At 63.4% G+C, this 18,963-nt stretch carries 20 protein-coding genes; 13 read left to right on the top strand and 7 right to left on the bottom strand.

The features are described from left to right. Positions 1-131 precede the first annotated feature (131 nt). Positions 132-638, bottom strand: a complete 507-nt coding sequence (locus tag AC2FAN_RS05215; protein ID WP_485172962.1) for a hypothetical protein — start codon at positions 636-638, stop codon at positions 132-134. A gap of 67 nt (positions 639-705) precedes the next feature. Between AC2FAN_RS05215 and dusA the strand changes: the two genes are divergently transcribed. Then, positions 706-1,698 (top strand): tRNA dihydrouridine(20/20a) synthase DusA, encoded by a 993-nt coding sequence (dusA, locus tag AC2FAN_RS05210; RefSeq protein WP_485172961.1) that lies wholly within the window; start codon positions 706-708, stop codon positions 1,696-1,698. Positions 1,699-1,727: 29 nt separating this feature from the next. Here the strand turns inward: dusA and AC2FAN_RS05205 are convergent, their stop codons facing one another. From AC2FAN_RS05205 to AC2FAN_RS05195, 3 genes are all read right to left on the bottom strand, one after another. Then, entirely contained in the window at positions 1,728-1,949 is a 222-nt protein-coding gene (locus AC2FAN_RS05205; RefSeq protein ID WP_265052537.1) for a hypothetical protein, read from the bottom strand. Positions 1,950-2,140: 191 nt separating this feature from the next. Further along, positions 2,141-3,823, bottom strand: a complete 1,683-nt coding sequence (locus tag AC2FAN_RS05200) for an isocitrate lyase (RefSeq protein ID WP_485172960.1) — start codon at positions 3,821-3,823, stop codon at positions 2,141-2,143. 215 nt (positions 3,824-4,038) lie between these two features. Next, entirely contained in the window at positions 4,039-4,257 is a 219-nt protein-coding gene (locus AC2FAN_RS05195) for a hypothetical protein (RefSeq protein WP_265052539.1), read from the bottom strand. A 235-nt stretch (positions 4,258-4,492) separates the two neighbouring features. Here AC2FAN_RS05195 and AC2FAN_RS05190 point away from each other — a divergent pair, with 235 nt between their 5' ends. Then, on the top strand, positions 4,493-5,881 hold the full coding sequence (locus tag AC2FAN_RS05190; protein ID WP_485172959.1) for a helix-turn-helix domain-containing protein: 1,389 nt from the start codon (positions 4,493-4,495) through the stop codon (positions 5,879-5,881). A 160-nt stretch (positions 5,882-6,041) separates the two neighbouring features. Here the strand turns inward: AC2FAN_RS05190 and AC2FAN_RS05185 are convergent, their stop codons facing one another. Continuing rightward, a complete protein-coding gene (locus tag AC2FAN_RS05185; RefSeq protein WP_485172958.1) occupies positions 6,042-7,469 on the bottom strand; it encodes an ATP-binding protein in 1,428 nt (475 codons plus the stop codon). Beyond that, positions 7,466-8,260: a response regulator gene (locus AC2FAN_RS05180; protein ID WP_485172957.1), complete on the bottom strand. Its 795-nt coding sequence runs from the start codon at positions 8,258-8,260 to the stop codon at positions 7,466-7,468. The genes AC2FAN_RS05185 and AC2FAN_RS05180 overlap by 4 nt, the downstream gene beginning before the upstream one ends. A 149-nt stretch (positions 8,261-8,409) precedes the next feature. On the opposite strand from AC2FAN_RS05180, the gene AC2FAN_RS05175 reads away from it, so the two are divergent. The 7 genes from AC2FAN_RS05175 (at position 8,410) to AC2FAN_RS05145 (ending at position 13,619) form a co-directional block, all read left to right on the top strand. Continuing rightward, on the top strand, positions 8,410-8,628 hold the full coding sequence (locus tag AC2FAN_RS05175) for a hypothetical protein (RefSeq protein ID WP_485172956.1): 219 nt from the start codon (positions 8,410-8,412) through the stop codon (positions 8,626-8,628). A gap of 56 nt (positions 8,629-8,684) precedes the next feature. Further along, entirely contained in the window at positions 8,685-10,151 is a 1,467-nt protein-coding gene (locus tag AC2FAN_RS05170; RefSeq protein WP_485172955.1) for a TolC family protein, read from the top strand. A 14-nt stretch (positions 10,152-10,165) separates the two neighbouring features. Then, complete coding sequence (locus tag AC2FAN_RS05165) at positions 10,166-11,599, top strand: multicopper oxidase family protein (protein ID WP_485172954.1); 1,434 nt, start codon at positions 10,166-10,168, stop codon at positions 11,597-11,599. A 36-nt stretch (positions 11,600-11,635) separates the two neighbouring features. Continuing rightward, complete coding sequence (locus AC2FAN_RS05160; RefSeq protein WP_485172953.1) at positions 11,636-12,118, top strand: cupredoxin domain-containing protein; 483 nt, start codon at positions 11,636-11,638, stop codon at positions 12,116-12,118. 26 nt (positions 12,119-12,144) lie between these two features. Continuing rightward, positions 12,145-12,423: a copper-binding protein gene (locus AC2FAN_RS05155; protein WP_485172952.1), complete on the top strand. Its 279-nt coding sequence runs from the start codon at positions 12,145-12,147 to the stop codon at positions 12,421-12,423. Between the two features lie 365 nt (positions 12,424-12,788). Beyond that, positions 12,789-13,055 (top strand): heavy-metal-associated domain-containing protein, encoded by a 267-nt coding sequence (locus AC2FAN_RS05150; RefSeq protein ID WP_485172951.1) that lies wholly within the window; start codon positions 12,789-12,791, stop codon positions 13,053-13,055. A gap of 75 nt (positions 13,056-13,130) precedes the next feature. Beyond that, positions 13,131-13,619 carry a DUF411 domain-containing protein gene (locus AC2FAN_RS05145; RefSeq protein ID WP_485172950.1) on the top strand — a complete coding sequence of 163 codons (489 nt, stop codon included), beginning with the start codon at positions 13,131-13,133 and terminating at the stop codon, positions 13,617-13,619. 229 nt (positions 13,620-13,848) lie between these two features. Here AC2FAN_RS05145 and AC2FAN_RS05140 read toward each other — a convergent pair whose 3' ends face one another. Further along, the gene (locus tag AC2FAN_RS05140; RefSeq protein ID WP_265052550.1) at positions 13,849-14,982 is read right to left on the bottom strand and encodes an MlaD family protein; all 1,134 of its coding nucleotides are present in this window, start codon (positions 14,980-14,982) and stop codon (positions 13,849-13,851) included. Between the two features lie 249 nt (positions 14,983-15,231). Between AC2FAN_RS05140 and AC2FAN_RS05135 the strand changes: the two genes are divergently transcribed. From AC2FAN_RS05135 to AC2FAN_RS05120, 4 genes are all read left to right on the top strand, one after another. After that, positions 15,232-15,486 (top strand): hypothetical protein, encoded by a 255-nt coding sequence (locus tag AC2FAN_RS05135; RefSeq protein ID WP_485172949.1) that lies wholly within the window; start codon positions 15,232-15,234, stop codon positions 15,484-15,486. A 159-nt stretch (positions 15,487-15,645) separates the two neighbouring features. Continuing rightward, positions 15,646-16,422 (top strand): exodeoxyribonuclease III, encoded by a 777-nt coding sequence (gene xth, locus AC2FAN_RS05130; protein WP_485172948.1) that lies wholly within the window; start codon positions 15,646-15,648, stop codon positions 16,420-16,422. Between the two features lie 69 nt (positions 16,423-16,491). Next, on the top strand, positions 16,492-17,436 hold the full coding sequence (locus AC2FAN_RS05125) for a cation diffusion facilitator family transporter (protein WP_485172947.1): 945 nt from the start codon (positions 16,492-16,494) through the stop codon (positions 17,434-17,436). 567 nt (positions 17,437-18,003) lie between these two features. After that, positions 18,004-18,261 (top strand): hypothetical protein, encoded by a 258-nt coding sequence (locus tag AC2FAN_RS05120; RefSeq protein WP_485172946.1) that lies wholly within the window; start codon positions 18,004-18,006, stop codon positions 18,259-18,261. Positions 18,262-18,963 lie beyond the last annotated feature (702 nt).

Raw genomic sequence — 18,963 nt, 5'->3', positions numbered from 1 at the left:
AGCGCAAGCGGATTATCCGTCCGATCGGAGCGATTTGACGGGGATTTCCATCGAAGTGCGCGATCAGTCGGCGAGTTCCTGTGTTAGGCGGCGGTCTCGCTCCTCGCCTTTGCCAACGAGCCCAAGCCGCTTCAGAGCGATGCGGGCGAGATCATCGGCTCGACCTTTACCGGCAGACCGTGCACGGCCGCCGCATGAGACAGAATGAGCTTGATCGTCCCGATATCGATGCCGAGAGTTACTGGACCTGCACCTTGCGCCGCGCGGTCGCGACCGAAGCGAATGAGCCGCTCGCGATCGAGCGATGCCATGTTGCACTTTCCGAGCTGCCGCTTCAGCAACTCCAGAGTGGCGGCCTTGGAGCGCAAAGGAGCCTTGCCGACGTCGCACATGTCGTCGATATGAAGATCGATGAGTTCCCCGAGTGTTTTCAGCCGCGCGATGCGCGACTCGTTCGGAGCCTCGCCACGATCAACCTGGCGCTCGGCCTCGATGGCCCAGCGTCGCGCATCATCCCGGCGCAGAAAGGTCTCGCTCACGTAGCGTCCCTTGCGTCGGATCTGGACGGAGAGCTTCGTGAAGGTGGCCATTTTTCGTGCGCTCCGCGTGCACTCAGCCGTCGAAACGTAGCGAAACACGTCGCATCACGGTGTACTTTCGTGTGCACTTGGTACGACCTAACGATCTGATGTTGCAGAAAAAACTATGAGATATCAAGAACATAGATTCTCCGTCGCGCCTATGATGGACTGGACCGACCGCCATTGCCGGGTCATCCATCGCCTGATGTCGCGCCATGCGCTGCTCTATACCGAAATGGTGACGGCGCAGGCGGTGATCCGCGGCGATCGCCAGCGCCTGATCGGCTTCGACGCCGTTGAGCATCCGGTCGCGCTCCAGCTCGGCGGCAACGATCCCAAGCTGCTGGCCGAGGCGGCCAGGATCGGCGCCGATTTCGGCTATGACGAGATCAATCTGAATTGCGGCTGCCCGTCTGACCGCGTCCAGGGCGGGGCGTTCGGCGCCTGCCTGATGCGCGAGCCCGCGCTGGTCGGCGATTGCGTCGCGGCGATGAAGGCGGCCGTCTCCATCCCCGTCACGGTCAAGTGCCGCATCGGCGTCGACGACCAGGACCCGGAAGTCGCGCTCGATGCGCTCTCCGCCTCGGTGCGCGCGGCGGGCGTCGATGCGCTGATCGTCCATGCCCGCAAGGCCTGGTTGCAGGGGCTCTCGCCGAAGGAAAACCGCGAGATTCCGCCGCTCGACTATGAGCGTGCCTATCGCCTGAAGACGGCCAATCCCGACCTGCCGATCAGCCTCAACGGCGGCATCAAGGCTCCGGCCGAGTGGCTGCCGCATCTGGAAAAGCTCGACGGTGTCATGATCGGCCGCGAGGCCTATCAGAACCCGGAAGTCCTCCTGCAGGTCGATCCGCTGCTCTTCGGTGCGGAGGCGCCGGTGCCGGATGCGTTCGCCATGCTCGAGGCTCTGGAACCGTATATCGCCGCCCATCTTGAGCGGGGCGGGCGGCTGCATGCCTTCACCCGCCATCTCGTCGGCCTGTTTCCGGGCCGGCCCGGCGCGCGGCCCTTCCGCCGCCACCTCGCCGAGCGCTGCGTCGGAGCCGACGCGACGCTGGACGACCTCCGTACCGCCGTGACTCATCTCTCCCGCCACGAAACCGCGAACGCGGCCTGACAGAACCTCTCGGTCAGTGAGGCCAAACGTCAGCCGGCGTCGTCCCCATGCGCCGTCTCGTTGATGACCATCGACGGCATCTTGGAGAAATCGACCGCCCGAGGGCCGGTTGGTCCAATGGCGAGCTGAAGGGTTTTGATCACGTGAAGGAGGCGTCGCACCGTCTCCTGCGCCGCCGGAGAGTTCTCGTTCAGGTCGAGTGGCTTGAGGCAATACTCGATGATCTGCCTGGGGCGTTCATGCTGGGTCATTTGATCTCTCCTCGCTCAGGTACATCGGCGCGACAGCGAGCGGGAAGGAGCCCGCCCGCCCCATCGATGTCGGAACTGATGGGTGCGGGGCGGCTCAGCCGCCGTTGTTGTTAAGGCTTCGCCGCGGGCTCGCGCCGCATTTCCGGTTTGCTGAACGGGCCGGCGCCAAGGGTGCCGGCCCGTCATCAGCCTTAGGCCGCTGCGAACTGGTTCATGGTGTTGGCATGGCCGCCCGCTTTCAGGGCGCGGTCGCCTCCGACCATTTCCTTGAAGGTGTCGCCCAGATCCGAACCGACCTCGTGCTGGTGTTTGACAGCCGAGACGCCACGCCGGATTTCTTCGCGCTGCACGGTGTTCACATAGGCCTTCATGCGATCCGATCCGAAGTAACCCGTCGCCAGCTCGTCGACGCTCTTCGCCGTGAGATGGAAGGTCGGCAGCGTGATCAGGTTGTGGAACACGCCAGCCTTCGCCGCGATGTCGACCTGGAAACGAGCAAGGCGCGCATCCGCTTCACGCCCCAGCTCGCTGTCATCCAGAGCCGCTGCCATGAGTGCGTTGCCATCTGGATAGGCGTCGGCGCCGATGCGCCCTTCGGCAAGCCATTCCGCGCGAATCTGCTTGCGGATGCTCAGCGTCCAGTTGAACGAAGGCGAGTTGTTGTAGGCGAGCTTGGCTGACGGGGCCGCCTTGCGGATTTCGGCTACGATCGAAGCGATTTCGTTCACGTTCGGCGTGTCCGTTTCGATCCAGAGCAGATCTGCGCCGCCTTCGTTGATCGAGGCGATGCAATCTTCAATGACGCGGGCCCGCCCCGTCTCTTCGCGGAACTTGAAAAGACCGTTGGCGAGCCGGCTCGGCCGCACGAGCTTGCCGTCCAGCCAGATCGCGACTTCGCCTTCGCCGAGGGGAGAGGCGTTCGTCACCGGCTCCGTCTTGAGCCACTTCGTGTATTCGGCGGCCAGATCGCCCGGCTTCTGGCTGACCGGGATCTTTTGGGTGAGACCTGCGCCAAGGCTATCCGTCCGTGCGACCACAAGGCCGTCGGAGACGCCGAGCTCTTCGAAGGCAAGCCGGCACGCACGCAGCTTCTCGATGAAATCCTCACGCGGAACGGTGACCTTGCCATCCTGGTGACCGCATTGTTTCGCGTCGGAGACCTGGTTCTCGATCTGCAGGCAGCACGCGCCAGCCCGGATGAGTTCCTTCGCGAGCAGATAGGTCGCATGCTCATTGCCGAAGCCGGCATCGATATCGGCGATGATCGGCACGACATGGGTTTCGAAGCCGTCGATCGCGGCGATCGCCGCCGCCTCCGCCTTGGCGTCGCCGGCGGCGCGGGCATCCTTGAGCGCCTTGAAGAGATCGTTGAGCGCAACCTCGTCCGCCTGCCGCAGGGAGACGTAGATTTCCTCGACGAGATCGACCACAGCCGTCTTCTCGTGCATCGACTGATCCGGGAGATGCCCGAACCGGTTGCGCAGCCCAGCGACCATCCAGCCCGACAGATAGACGTAAGCGCCCTTTGACGAGCCGCCGCGCTGGCGCTTCACGGACTTGATCATCTGCTGCGCGTGAAATCCGGACCAGCAGCCGAGCGACTGCGTGAACTTGGAGGAGTCGGCGTCGTACTCCGCCATATCGCGGCGCATGACGGTCGCCATCGCCCGTGCGATATCCAGATGCGTGTCGAAGGTGTTCTGCAGACGCAGCTGAGCGATGTCGTCGATAGCCACGCCCCCGGGCGCAAAGCCCGACGGGAAACGTTCCAACAGGTCAGTTCTAAGTTCCGCGTAGGTGGTCTTCCTGTCGTTGGAAAGAATAGAGCCCTTGATCGCTCTTCCATTCGTAAGCTGTTTAACGATCGAGTTCATGGCAGTCTCTTCCTTGTCCGTAGAACGTTTCGATTAAGCTGAGTTGTCAAAGGTATATCGGTCGCTTTCCGCTGATTTGTGCGGCTCACTCCCGAGTATCCGAATGCGATCGATGCGGGTCGAACCACAATCTTCGGAACGGGATCAATCGGCTGCGAACCCGACGCGGCGCCGGCAGATCATGACAGTCGCCTGAGGGCAGCGGTCCTCGGTGCTCAGGCCTCATACCCATGGGCGGTCTCGTTGATCACGATCGCCCGCATCTTGAAAAAATCGGCGTGTGGAATGCCGATCAACCCGGCGTCCAGCTGAAGCGACTTGATGGCATCGACCAGGCGCCGCACCGCCTCTTGTGCCGCTGGCGACTGCTCATTCAAACCAAGTGGCTTGAGGCAATGCTCGATGATCTCCCGCGGCTTCTGATGTCTGGTCATCCGATGTCTCCTGCAACGCTTGGCCCAAGTATCTGGGTGGGGAAGGAGGGCTTCCGCAGCGCGATGCGATGGCGTTGCCATCTGGCGCTCGATTTACTCATTCCCACTCTCAGGCCATGTTGACAGCGCGGCGATCCGAAGCAAGAATTACTTGTAAATCAACGTGTTAATATGAAAATTGGTGTCAAGTTTTTTGCTATATGAGTCAATGGTGTAAAGGTTCGAAGTGCAGCAAGTGAATGTCCAGATCGGCGGTCGGATCAAGCGGCTCCGGCGACAGCGAAAGGTGAGCCAGGCGGCCTTGGCGGAGGCGCTTGGGATCTCGCCGAGCTATCTCAATCTGATCGAGCACAATCGGCGTCGTGTAACGGTCCCGCTCCTTTTCAAGGCTGCGAGCTATTTCGGCGTGCAGCCGGGAGATCTCGCCGAAAGCGAGGAGCCCAGGCTGACAGGCGACCTGATGGAGCTGTTCGGCGACGATCTTTTCGTCGATTGCGACCTGACGAACCAGGACATCAGCGACCTCGCGACCTCAAACCCCGCGGTCGGCCGGGCGATCATGCGCCTCTACGATCGATATCGGGCATTCGGTGCCGGCGGCAGCCCCGCAAAGGCCCAGATCGAGGCAGGCGATTCCGTGACGACCGATGCGGTCTCGGATTTCCTGCAGGCAAATGCCAACCATTTTCCGATCCTCGAGGTCGCCGCCGAGCGCATTCGCAGAGACATCGACAGTGCGTCGGATTCGTTCGAACACGGGCTGCGGACTTACTTGCACAACGTATTCGGATTGCAGTGGCGCTCGGCGGCTCTCCCGCTCGGGATGGCCCGGAAGGTCGACAACGCACACGGAGAGATATTGACGGCTGATCTGCTGCCCGCCGAGACGGCAGCCTTCACCGTGGCCCAACATCTCGGAAGGCTCGGCGCGGGCAGCGCGATCGAGCAATTGATAGCAGAGGCCTCTCTTCCGGAGGAAGCGGAGGCGGTGGCGCGAAACGCGCTGACGGCTTACTTCGCCGCCGCGCTGATCATGCCTTACGAGTCCTTCCTGCTCGCCTGCAAAGAGACGCGTTACGACATCGAGCGTATCGGCCGCCGCTTTCGCGCGAGCTTCGAACAAGTCTGTCATCGAATGACCACGCTGCAGCGGGCCGGGCGCACAGGCGTGCCGCTTCACCTCGTCCGCACGGATATCGCCGGCAACATTTCCAAGCGCTTCTCCCTGTCGGGCATTCACATCCCGCGCCACTCCGGGGCCTGTCCGCGATGGAATGTGTATGGCGCCTTCCTTCACCCTGATCGGATAAACGTCCAGATCAGCCAGATGCCCGACGGGCAGCGTTTTTTCTGCATCGCAAAGGCGGTGACCAAGGGAGGCTACCGGCATAACGAGCCGAAGCGACACCTCTCGATCGGCTTGGGCTGCCACGTCGCCTACGCGAACGAGCTCGTATACTCGGACGGCGTCGACGTCTCCAACATGGACCTGGCTGTTTCCATCGGTGTCGGTTGCCGCATCTGCCCTCGCGTCGGCTGCGCACAGCGCGCGCATCCAGCCGCTGGCCATCGGATGACATTCGACGAGAGCGAACGGTCGGAGAACTTCTTCGCCAGCACCTAGCCGTGCTTGCAGATTGGTTGCCGGAAGGTTCTGGCGCTTCCGGGCGGATCAGCTTGCGAAGTTGGCCCATTACGGATGGTCGGGGCGTCCGGTTTCGGGGTCGTCCCCTGCCGTTACCGCGATCGGGGCGTGGTCGATGCTTCGTTCCAGAGCAACGGCATCACCCCTGAACGGCTTGCCCGTTCCCGATGGCTGGATCGACGGGGCAGGCGCCGCTCTGACGCGGGCGGTCGAGACTTGGCAAGGATACCGTAACGCAAAGACCTCCTTCGGCCCGGTTTTCCAATGCGATGGACCCTTCATGTGATCGAGCGACGGCCTGGGCGATGGTGAGGCCAAGCCCCGAGCCGCCGGTCTCGCGGCCACGTGATTCCTCCAGCCGCACGAAGGGATGGAAGACGCGCTCCATATCGGCCGGCGGGATCCCTGGCCCTCTGTCCTCGACCAGGACGATGAAACGGCCATCGGCTTCGATGATGCTGATCTTGGCCGAAACGCCATATTTGACCGCATTGCCGATGACGTTCGAGAAGGCGCGCTTCAGCGGCAGGACGCGCCCAAGGATCGGGGCGGCATTCAAGCCCGTCAGCGTGACGCTGTGTCCCTGGTCGAGATGCTCGTCGACGATGGTTTCGATGACCGAGGCGAGATCGATCGGTCGGGCCGCCTCGCTGGAGACGCCGCCGCGCAGATATTCCAGTGTCGAGTCGATCATCGCCTCCATCTCGCCGAGGTCGGCGTCGATGAGGCGGCGTGTCGCATCGTCGTCGAGCAGTTCGGAGCGCAGCCTCAGGCGGGTGATCGGGGTGCGCAGATCGTGCGACACTGCGGCCATCGCCTGCATGCGCTCGGCGACGAGGCGCTGAATGCGTTCGCGCATGGTGTTGAAGGCGCGTGCGGCACGGCGCACCTCGGCAGGCCCATCTTCCGGCAGCGACTGCGGCGCCTGATCGAGGCTGAAACGCTCCGCCGCAAGGGCGAGGTCGCGCAGCGGCCGCGTCGCCCAGCGCAGCAGGAGCAGCGCCACGACGACGATCGCGACGGCGAAGCAGATCATGATCGCCGTCACGCTCCAGTCGGGATGCTGCGAAGCACCGAGCGCGGAAGAGGAGAAGTTGACCCAGCTTCCATCCTCGAGCCGGACAGAAACCAGCATCATGTGCCGATCGGCATCGGCGGCGCCGGCGGCGGGCCCTCCGTCATCCGCCAGTCCGACCCGAAAAGAGGCCGCCGCAAGATCGGGCGCGAGCTGCCTCAACCGTGCTTCCATCGTGCGCGTGCGCTCCGTAGCCGTTGCCCTGCCGAGGACGAGGCTGACTTTGCTCCAATGCACCTCGAGGCTCGCGCTGGACAGGTCATGCGCGACACGGTCGCGCTCCGCACCGTCGGGCAGACTCGCGATCGCACGCTTGATCGAGACGATGCGCTCGGCGAGCCCGCTGTCGCGCCCGGCCGAGGCGAGGCTTTCCACTCCGACGCGGAAGGCCCAGTAGCCGAGCAGATGAAAGGCGAGCAGTGCCGCGAACAGGATCAGGATCGCGCGGCTCGCCACCGTGTCGGGCCAGAACCGCTTGAGCAGTGTGGTCAAGCGGGCGCCCCTCCGCGATGCCCGACCGTGGAAGCGAACATATAGCCCGCGCCGCGAACGGTCTTGATCAATTGGTTGCCATTGGCGTCGGCCTCGAGCTTGCGGCGAAGGCGGCTGATCTGGACGTCGATGGTCCGGTCGAACGGATCATCGCTCGTCCGCGCCTTGGCGAACTGCATCAGCGCCTCGCGCGATAGCACGCGGTTGGCATGCTCGACGAAAGCGACGAGCAGGTCGAATTCCCCGGTCGAGAGATCGACGAGCGTTCCCGCAGGCGATTGCAGCTCGCGGCGGCGCAGATCCATCGTCCAGCCGTCGAAGGTCACCACCCCGCTCGGCTGCGTCAGAACGGAGCCCCGCGCCGCCCGCGCACGGCGCAGCAGCGCCCGGATGCGAGCCAGCAATTCGCGCGGGCTGAACGGCTTGGTGACGTAGTCGTCCGCGCCACCCTCGAGACCGGTGACGCGGTCGCTCTCTTCGTTTCGGGCTGTCAGCATCACGATCGGAATCTGCGAGACCGCACGCACGTCGCGGCACAGTTCGACACCGGAGCGTACGGGCAGCATCAGATCGAGGACGATCAGGTCGATGGCGCTGTGCGCCAACGCCTCCATCATCGCGCGGCCGTCCGGCGCGCCGGTGACCTGATAGCCATAGCGCTGCAGGAAGCGCGCGACGAGCAGCCTGATCTGCGGGTCGTCGTCCACCACCAGGATATGGCCGTGATCGTCGGCGATCGGCGCGACAACTGCCTGGTCGATCGCGTGCTGGGCGTTGCCTGAACTATCCATGCCTTCCGAGCAGGGGCTCTCCTCGTCGATTTGAGCCCACCATAACGCGCCCATGGCCTGGTTGCCGGCACAGATCTGCAACAATTTGTAACGGACGTCCGCGGAACCGCGTTGCTACTCCTGCTCCATCGAAACAGGGGAGCCGAGTCGTGACGTTGGTGAAGGGGCCGTTCCTCGCGGCGATCGGAATGGCGCTCGGCGCGTGCACGATGTCAGAAGTTCCAGATCACCTGGCCAGGCCGGCCGATCCGAGCGTCCCTGTTCCTGCCATCGCGTATCGCAGCGTGACTGCCGGTGCCGCAACGCTGCGCCCGGCCGACCCCAAGGACTGGCGCGAGCTCAACCGTCAGGTCGGGCCGAAGTCATGACACTGCCCAACCACTCATTCGCTTCGCCGTTGCACGCCTTCCCCGAAAGGCCGGGCTTGACTGCTTGCACCGGCCATAATGCCCGCCGCCTGCTGCGCTGGGGCCTGCTTGCCGGCGTTGCTGCGATACTTGGCGGCTGCGCAGGCTTTTCGGCCGATGGCGGGATGGGGCCGATCCAGACCGCGACATACGCCGATATCGGCAAGGATGTGGTCAAGATCGGCGACGACCAGACGGCGCTCACGGCGAAGGCGCGTGTCGAGCAGATCCTGCGCCGCCCGCTGACGGCGGACATTGCCGTGCAGGTCGCGCTGCTCAACAATCGCGGCCTGCAGGCTGCGTTCAACGAGCTCGGCATCGCCGAAGCCCAGATGGTCGCAGCCAGCTTGCCGCCCAATCCGCGACTGGGCATCTCCAAGCAATCGGGCCGTTTCGAGATCGAGATCGAACGGCAGATCGCGGCCAGCCTGCTGGCGCTCGCGACCCTGCCGGCCCGGGCTGAAATCGCGCGCGATCGGTTCCAGGCGGCACAGCTCCGGACGGCCGAAGCGGTTCTCAGGCTCGCTGCCGATACGCGCCGCCAGTATTATCGTGCCGTCGCGGCCAATGCCCAGGTCGGCTTCTACCAGGAGGCCAAGGCATCCACCGACGCAGCGTCCGAGCTGTTCAAGCGGCTCGGCGAATCCGGTGGTGTCAACAAGATCGACCAGGCACGCGAATTCGCCTTCGAGGCGGAGCTCACCGTGCAACTCGCCCAGGCGCGCCAGCAGCAGCGCCAGGAGCGGGAGCGGCTCGTCCGCCAGCTCGGCCTCTGGGGTGACGATCTGAAGTTCAGATTGCCTGACACGCTGCCGCCGCTGCCGCGGCTGCAATCGGTCAAGGCGGTCGAGGCCGAAGCCCTGCGCAAACGTGTCGACCTGCGGGTCGCGCGCGCCGAGCTCGACACGCTGGCAAAATCGCTGGGGCTCACCCAGGCAACACGCTTCGTCAACGATGTCGATCTGCTGGGGCGCCGCACCTACGACCGTGGCCGGAGCATCTCCGAGGACGGTCATGTCGAGCGCGAGACGAGCCGCAGCCGGACGCTGGAACTCGAGATCGACATCCCGATCTACGATTTCGGCCAGTCGAAGGTCGCTCTGGCGGAGCAGACCTACATGCAGGCTGCCAACAAGCTGGCGGAGAAGGCGGTCAACATCCGCTCGGAAGCGCGCGAGGCCTACACCTCCTACCGCGCCAACTACGACATCACGCGTCAGTACCAGGACAACGTCCTGCCGTTGCGTAAGATCATCCAGGACCAGTCGCTGCTGCATTACAGCGGCATGTTGAGCGACGTGACGGATCTCATCGCGGATGCCCGCAACCGAATCCTCTCGAATGTCGCCGCGATCAATGCCCGCCGCGACTTCTGGATCGCCCATACCGACTTCAAGCATGCCCTGATCGGCGGGGGTAGCGGAGGCGGTGGCTCGGCCACTGTCGCGGCGGCTGGCGGCGTCGACGCCGGCGGCGGGCACTGAAGGAGCTTCCCGACATGACATCCCTATCCCGCAGAGGCTTCATCGGTTCATCCGGGCTCGTGCTGGCCGGCGCGGCCGCCGTATCCGGGCGCACCGCCTTCGCCGCCGTGCCGGAGGCGCCGACCATGGCGGAGGCGGCGACGCAGGCGCCGCTGGTGCCGACCACAGGGCCGGACTATCAGCCGGTCGCGACCCTGAACGGCTGGTCGCTGCCCTGGCGGATGAATGGCGACTGGAAGGAATTCCATCTCGTCGCCGAACCTGTGGTGCGAGAGCTCGCTCCCGGCATGAAAGCCTATCTCTGGGGCTATAACGGCCAGTCGCCTGGGCCGACCATCGAGGCGGTCGAGGGCGACAAGGTCCGCATCTACGTCACCAACAAGCTGCCGGAGAACACGGCCGTCCACTGGCACGGACAGCGCCTGCCCAATGGCATGGACGGCGTCGGTGGGCTGACCCAGCCGCATATCCCGCCCGGCAAGACCTTCGTCTACGAGTTCCTGCTCAGGCGCTCGGGCACCTTCATGTACCACCCGCACTCGGACGAGATGGTGCAGATGGCGATGGGCATGATGGGCTTCTTCGTCGTCCATCCCAAGGACCCGGCCTTCCGCCGAGTCGATCGCGACTTCGTCTTCCTGCTCAACGCCTTCGATATCGAGCCCGGTTCCTATGTGCCGCGCGTCGCGGAGATGACCGAGTTCAACATGTGGTGCTGGAACAGCCGCGTGTTCCCGGGCCTCGATCCGTTCGTCGTCGGCAAGAACGACAAGGTCCGCATCCGCTTCGGCAACCTGACCATGACGAACCATCCGATCCATATGCATGGCTACGAGTTCAAGGTCTCCTGCACCGATGGCGGCTGGGTCGACCCGGCCGCGGCCTGGGACGAGGTCTCGATCGACGTCGCAGTCGGCCAGATGCGCGCCTTCGACTTCGTCGCCGACGAGCCGGGCGACTGGGCGATCCACTGCCACAAATCGCACCACACGATGAATGCCATGGGGCATTCGGTGAAGAATTATATCGGCGTGAACAAGAAGGATCTGGCGAAGCGCATCGCCAAGATCGCGCCCGGCTACATGCCGATGGGCTCGAACGGCATGGGCGAAATGGGCGCGATGGAGATGCCCCTTCCCGAAAACACGCTGCCGATGATGAGTGGCTTCGCGCAATTCGGCCCGGTCGAGATGGGCGGCATGTTCTCGGTGGTGAAGGTCCGCGAGGGGCTGGCGAAGAACGACTACAAGGACCCCGGCTGGTTCAGGCACCCGGAGGGAACCGTCGCCTACGAGCTCAAGGGTGCGAAGCTCGGCGAAGCGCAGCGCGCGAGCCCGCCCGACAGCGGCGTCCAGCCTGCCGAATGGCGGGCCAAGGACCCCCGCAAGCCGAGCCTCGGACCCAACGGCAAGCCGCGTGCCGCCAAGAACCCGCATTCCATCCACTGAAGCAGCAGCGAAGCACACTCACTCCTGGAGCGCTCCATGAAGACAGCAACGTTCAAACTGGCTGTGATCGCCGTCTTGATGTCGGCCGGCGCAGCCTTGGCCGGCCCCGGCGCGGGCGGCCACAGCCATGGCGACGAGACGGCCTATGGCAAGCCCGGCGACCCCAAGAAGCCCGCCCGCACCGTGCAGGTCGTGATGAGCGAGAGGGACGGCAAGATGGCCTTCATTCCCGACCGGGTCGAGGTCCGGCGTGGCGAGCAGGTCCGCTTCCAACTCCGCAACAATGGCGAACTCGATCACGAACTGGTCCTGGCGACGCTGGAGGAGAACCTCAAGCACGCCGTCGAGATGCAGAAGAATCCCGACATGGAGCATGACGACCCGAACGCCAAGCGGCTCGCGCCGAAAAAGACCGGGGAGATCGTCTGGGCCTTCACCAAAGCGGGCGAGTTCGACTTCTCCTGCCTGATTCCCGGCCATCGCGAAGCCGGCATGACCGGCAAGATCATCGTCAAGTGAACGAGCTCAGACAAAGGAAAGTCCCCATGCTGAAGACCGCCGCCATCCTGACCTTCCTGGTTACCGCGCTGCCGGCCGCCGCACAGTCGGTCAGCGGCACCGTCACCAAAATCGACGAGGCCCAGGGCAAGCTCACCATCAATCACGGCCCGATCAAGAATCTCGACATGGACGCCATGACCATGGTGTTCCGCGCCGGCGATCTGGGCATGCTGAAAGGGCTGAAGGCCGGAACCAGGATCAAGTTCGACGCCGACCGCGTCAACGGCCAGATCACCGTGACCAAGCTCCAGAAAGCGAAGTGACGGGGCACGAGCCAGGCGGGCGGTCTCGATACGCCCGCCCTTCTCGCGTCGTTCCGATCATCCTGGGTGCGCTTGCAATCGGCTCTGCGGCTCTGGCCTCCGATGGTGATCTGCAAAGGCTCCTGCTCGAAAACGGCTGCATCGAGCCGCGGATCGAAATCGCCATGCAGCAGCGCGATCTCGTGGCCTATCGGGCCAACTGCCTCGGCACCTCGCACAAGACCATCGTCATCGTCTGCAGGGGAGGTCGGTGCAGTCCGAGCCCCCCGATCAACGACCGCGATCGCTAGCAGAAGCCGCTTGACCTTCCCACGATGGGAAGGAGCAGGCTCCTGCAGTAGCCACACCGAAAGGATGATGCAGAGATGTCCTGCTGCCAACAGCATGCCAAACCCGCAGCCGAGATGATCGCGCCGTCCGGCGACGCCGTGACCTTCCAGGTCGAGGACATGACCTGCGGCCACTGCGCCGGCACGATCAAGGGCGCCATCGAGACCAGGCTGCCGGGAACGAGCGTGACCGCCGACCCCGGCTCCAAGCGCGTGAGCGTGCTGGGCTCGAGCGACTACGCCGCGATCAAGGCCGCCGTCTCCGCGGCGGGCTATACGCCCGGCCCTGAACGGGTCGGTTGACCTCAAGCGAGCCGGCCCAAGCGGCCGGCTCGTCAACAAGGCAGAAATGGCGGCAGAACAGGGAAGATCATGGTGATGCAGGAATTTTCGCTCTCCCGTCGCGCGTTGACCCTTGGCCTGGCACAGGCGGCCGCCGGCTTCTTGCTGTGGCGTCCCGCCATCGGTGCCGAGGCCTTGCCGAAGATGATCGTCACACGCGATCCCAATTGCGGCTGCTGCGGCAATTGGGTTGCGCATGTAAAGGCCGCCGGCTTCCCGGTCGAGGTGATCGAGATCGCGGACGTCGCACCGCTCAAGACGAAGCTCGGCGTGCCCGACGCTCTCGCCTCATGCCATACCGCGGAGATCGGCGGCTATGTCGTGGAGGGTCATGTGCCTGCCGAGGCGATCAAGCGCCTGCTGGTCGAGCGCCCCAGGGCGACCGGCCTCGCCGTCGCGGGCATGCCCATCGGCTCGCCCGGTATGGAAGTGCGCGGACAGGCGCCCGATACCTACGAGGTCGTCATCTTCTCGGCCGGCACACAGAGCGTTTTCCGGCGCTACCGGGGGCTCGCGCCGATCTGAACCGAGCGATCAGTCCTCCTTCCCCGCTTGCACGACGGATCTCCAGCGTCTCGACGGAACGCCAAGCGGAAGCGCTCGATTCTTCAAATGAAAGATGCCAGGCCGGGACGGGGCATTGATCCCCCCGTTGAGTTGAATCGGTTTTCGGTCATGCGGACACGGGAGCTCTGGAAGTCTGCTTTCGGGCGGGGCGTCAGCTTCCTTTGAGTTATGGCGGAGAGACCCTGCATCAGCGCGGGCCGTTATATTGAGGAATCTGGGGCTTACTGCCAAAAATGAGGCCCTGCGGATTCCGATCGACTTCGCGCAAGGTGCGGCTAAAGCCCTTAAGTCTGCGCCCGCCGTCTGTCGTCAAATTTTCGATACTCTGCAGCGCGCCGCCGGCGAAGCGGGCAATTTCGGCGGTAATCTCTGCGCTGCGCTTATCGAGGCTATCCGCGAGCGCACGGATGGATTTCGCGGCATCGGCGACGTCGTCGAAGGCGCTCCGCCCGTTCTGGCCAGCGGCGGTGTTGAGAAAGGACTGCGCGCCTTTCAATACGCCGTCCACTTGGTCGGCTGCCCTGTTGAGCTTCTCGCTCACGGATGCGACGTTCTTGAGCGTCTTGCTCACATCGGTAGCGGCACCCTCCAGGGTTGCGGTAAATTTCTCGGACCTTTCGATAACCGAGACGATATTATCTCGGTCAACCGAGCGCATAGTCTCTGTTACGCCTTCGCTAAACGCCCCGAGCTTATCTGGAAGCGGAGCGATGAACTCCGCGACAGCGCCGATGTTTTTCATCAACTTGTCGACGCTCTCCGAATTGTCGCCCAGTGCAGCCGAGAACTGTTCCACGTTTTTGATCGTGTCGCCGACCGGTCCGGCATTTGCCTCGATAGCGCTCTCGATGCCGCCAATCGCCCCGTCGACGCTCTTCGCAATCGAGTTCACCTTCTCAAAGATGTCGTCGGAAGGTTCGGCTATGATGATGGGCAGGGCTTGGCCTGCCTGTACGGTCAATGCAGCGGAGTGCGGATCGCCGCCGCGGAGCTGAACGGCGACGACCCCGGCCAAGCCCTGCCCTTCGAGACGGGCGCTTGTATCGACCCGCAACGGCGCCGATCGATTGACTTTGATCACGGCAGAGATCTGGCGCGGATTATCCGGCTGAATTTCGATCTGCGTCACCTCGCCAACTCGCAGCCCATTGAAGAGCACGCTCGATCCCCGCCCCAAACCGGAAACCTTGCCGTTGAAGATCAGACGAACGTTGACGGTCTCGTTGCCACCGCTGCTGAACCAATAGGCGCCGCCCAACAGCGCAGCCACGAACGCGAGCGTGAACAATCCGATCAGCGCATGACTCGCTCGCGATTGCATAGTCCAAGTGTTTCCCGTTGCTCCAGCGGCAGGCGGGCGGGGCCCGCACGCGGCAAGTCTCGCGAGTCGCTAGCATAAGAGCATCGCCAGTCGACTAGAAGGGCACCAGACCAGTGTCCCTTGATAGAATCCAAAGCGGTCCGCGATCACGCGGAGATAGATGAGCCGGCCATAGAGGGAACAGCCGATCGGCGCTTTGGTTTGCATTGAAGCGCACTGCTTCACAGCGCAATCTGACGGAGACCGAGAATGACGACGGATACAGCGTTCGACGTTCTTCGCGAGCACGGCAATACGGAGTGTACGGCGCAGTTCTGGGTGTCGGAGACACCTGCCCGGCACTTCTCCTCACTGCGAGAGTGTCTGCGGTCCCTTGCGGATGAAAACCGCGATGAGCCTTTGCCGGATGTGCATATCCACGCTGCAACCGGCGATATTGCGATCAACGGCCCCCAGCTTGAGAGCCTGATACGAATTGCCAATCCCGAGGGGAGGGCAGCTTGAGGTGCAAGCCGACCGGAACGGCGCCTGAAAGAGCGGGGAACGGATGTCCGACAAGTCGGTCAACCCGGATAGATCGCACCCAGCACGGCGGTAGGCACGATCAACCGAAAGGCCCGCGCCTCATGCAGTCGAACGGCCAGAGTCGGAACCGGCGCGCCGATGAAAATCGCCACCTTTAACGTCAACGGGATCAATGGCCGGCTCTCCGTGCTGCTGCGCTGGCTGGCCGACGCAGAACCCGATGTTGTCTGCCTTCAGGAACTCAAGGCCCCGCAAGGCAAGTTTCCCGAAGCTGCGATCCGCGATGCCGGATATGGCGCAATCTGGCATGGCCAGAAGAGCTGGAACGGCGTCGCGATCCTTGCCCGTGGGGCAGATCCTATCGAAACGCGCCGGGGCCTGCCTGGCGACGAGGAGGATACGCAGAGCCGATATATTGAAGCTGCTGTGAAGGGGGTCTTGATCGGCTGCCTGTATCTGCCGAACGGCAATCCGGCGCCGGGGCCGAAGTTCGACTACAAGTTGCTCTGGTTCGAACGTCTGACGGTCTACGCGGCCGAGTTGCTGGCGCATAAGATCCCCGTCGCATTGGTCGGCGACTTTAACGTGATGCCGACAGAGCTCGACGTCTACAAGCCGGAGCGCTGGCTCGACGATGCGCTATTCCGGCCAGAGGTACGGCAGGCATTCCACGATCTCGTCGCACAGGGTTGGACCGACGCCCTGCGCAAGATGCACCCCGGCGAGCGCATCTATACGTTCTGGGACTATTTCCGAAACGCGTGGGGCCGGAACGCCGGCCTGCGGCTCGACCATCTGCTGCTTAGCCCCGAACTGGCTGAGCGCCTCGAGGCGGCGGATGTCGATCGTCATGTGCGGGGCTGGGAGAAGGCGAGCGACCACGCGCCGGTTTGGATGAACCTCGTCGAGGGCTGAGGCCATCGGAACCGCTTCATAGGAACCGCTCCTGCCTTCGGTTCGTTGCCAGCAGGACTGGGGGATCAGATGGCGGCGCATTCAGGCTCGAAGACGGTCATCTATGCGGCGCTTGTCGGCAACCTCCTGATCGCCACGACGAAGTTCGTCGCTGCAGCGTGGACCGGCAGCTCGGCCATGTTGTCGGAGGGCGTCCACTCGCTCGTCGATACCGGCAATGGCCTGCTGCTCCTGCACGGTCTCAAACGCGCCGCCAGGCCGCCGGATCTGACCCATCCTTTCGGTCATGGGCGTGAGCTCTATTTCTGGAGCTTCATCGTCGCGCTGCTGGTCTTCGCGGTCGGCGCGGGCGTCTCCTTCTACGAGGGCGTCGCTCATATTATCGCGCCTCAGCACGCGACGAATCTGACGGTGAACTATGTCGTTCTGGGACTGTCCGCACTGTTCGAGGGCTATTCCTGGCGCGTCGCCCTGAAGGAGTTCCGCACGGCCAAGGGATCGCTGAGCTATTTCGCGGCGGTCAGGCAGAGCAAGGACCCCAGCGTCTTCACTGTGCTGTTCGAGGATACAGCGGCACTGCTCGGATTGTTCATCGCGTTCCTTGGAATTTCGGCTGCGGCCTATTTCGACCGGCCGGAACTCGATGGCGTCGCCTCGATCCTGATCGGGTTCGTCCTCGCCATGACCGCAATCTTCCTGGCTCGCGAAAGCAAGGCGCTGCTGATGGGCGAAGCGGCACTGCCGCATGTCCAGAAGGAGATCATGGCCGCAGTCAGCGGCGATCCGGATGTCGAGCGCGTCAACGGCATGACCACCGTTCACCTCGGCCCGGCTCAGATCGTCGTGGCGCTCAGCCTGGAATTCAAGGACGACAGGTCGACTGCCGATATCGAGGATTGTGTCGAGCGTATCGAGGCGAGGCTCAAGCAACGGCGCTCGGATATCGCATCCGTGTTCATCAAGCCGCAGACCTCCGCGACCTGGCGCGAGAGGCGCGCGCAACTTGCCGATTGAGATGGCCCCCCGGTCCACGGGACGCGTGCGATTTCACGCTGCCACCTGGCAAGACTAACCCGTTGCCAGGACTGAACGACGATGCGAACGAGCGCTTATGCGAGCCATGCCCGAGAAGCCTACGGTTGAGGCTCCGTCGTCACCGGCAATAAACTCCTCGCCCTCTCATCGTGCACATGGAAACGCGGCGCTCTTCGAGAGGTAGAGGGCGATAGGTGCGCATGCTCTCGGGCGTGACAACTACCGTACTTGCTTCGTTAGGCGCGCCATAACTTGCGCACCCGGCAAGCAAAGCACAGAACGCGGTTACAAAAAGCGTCTTCATGCGCAGAACCCCTCAGCTCTAACGAGCTCCGTTGGAAAACCTGATCATCCGCTCCATGAACTCCGCCGCGGGCAACTTGCTCCGATATCGTTGCCGACCATTTGCACCCCGCGCCCGGTGAAGACGGTTAGGCCGGCTATGGCGGTCCGGGGCAGGGGGCGCCGCAGATGTCCCCATGGCCAATAGAGCGACAGGCGCGCACGAACTACAAGCTTTCATCCTCACTGCCCGAGATCCGCTCGATGACTCGGATCCAAGAGCGCGGCCGCGCGCGACTGAAACTGCGTCTGCCTGGCTGGCGGGTTCGCTTTGAAGTCGCCGCTAGCCAGTCATTCCTGGACGTTTGCGAGGCCTATGAACTGGCATGGATGGCGCTCGAATATTGGGCGAAATCCGATCGGCCGATGAGCATCGCCGTGGTCGCGGATTATCGGGAACTGGTCGCCCATCTGGAACTTGACGCCCAACGCTGCGCAACGGGTGACGTTGGTGCGCCATAGCGCCCGCTGGGCAACTGGTAGCTCTACTCGCCACCCAAGTCAGGCACTCCGATCATAAGCATAAGGCCCGGCCTCCATTCGGAATGCCGGGCCTGTGACCGTCATCGCGCTCGGCGAACGGCCGTTACAAAATGTCCTGGTCTACCGGCCGATCGGGCGCTGCCGGTACATCCGCGGCTCGCCTCCTGATCGGCGGTAGAAGAAGGGAGCCGACACGTGTCGGTGGATGCCGGCTGCCTTCGATGATCATCTTGGCAGAGAACCATCGCTGCCGTCGCCTGGTAACAAGCAGCGGTAGCGCTGCCACAACGGGGTAAGCCGCAGGCGAGTTCCGCCGGCGCAAACGCTCACGCAACAGGGGATCGTCGATATCGCTCGATCGCCCGCAGCGTCAGATCGTCCTCAGCGACACCCCGCGCGCAGGCAACCACGGTGCTCAATGATCTGCGCGGATATCTCGGCGACAGAATTCTACGACGTTTGAGGGAGCAGCCGGGACTTGCAGTTGTGTCAAATTGACTAAAGCGAATTCAATGACCCTGCGCAGACGTTCGTCTTCAATTGTGCGCCCGGTTAAGCAGAAAAAGGCACTCAGAAGATGGACGCCGCACTCATCGTAGTTCGATTTGGAACGATCTTGATCTTGTTTGACCGGCATGGTGGCCCCGCACAGTACACAAATGTCCAAAAACGGTTCGGCAC

The sequence above is a fragment of the Allobosea sp. RIT-PG3_2 genome (assembly GCF_057321085.1).
The sequence above is the reverse complement of the archived record's forward strand: the minus strand, read 5'-3'. Positions and strand labels throughout refer to the sequence as shown.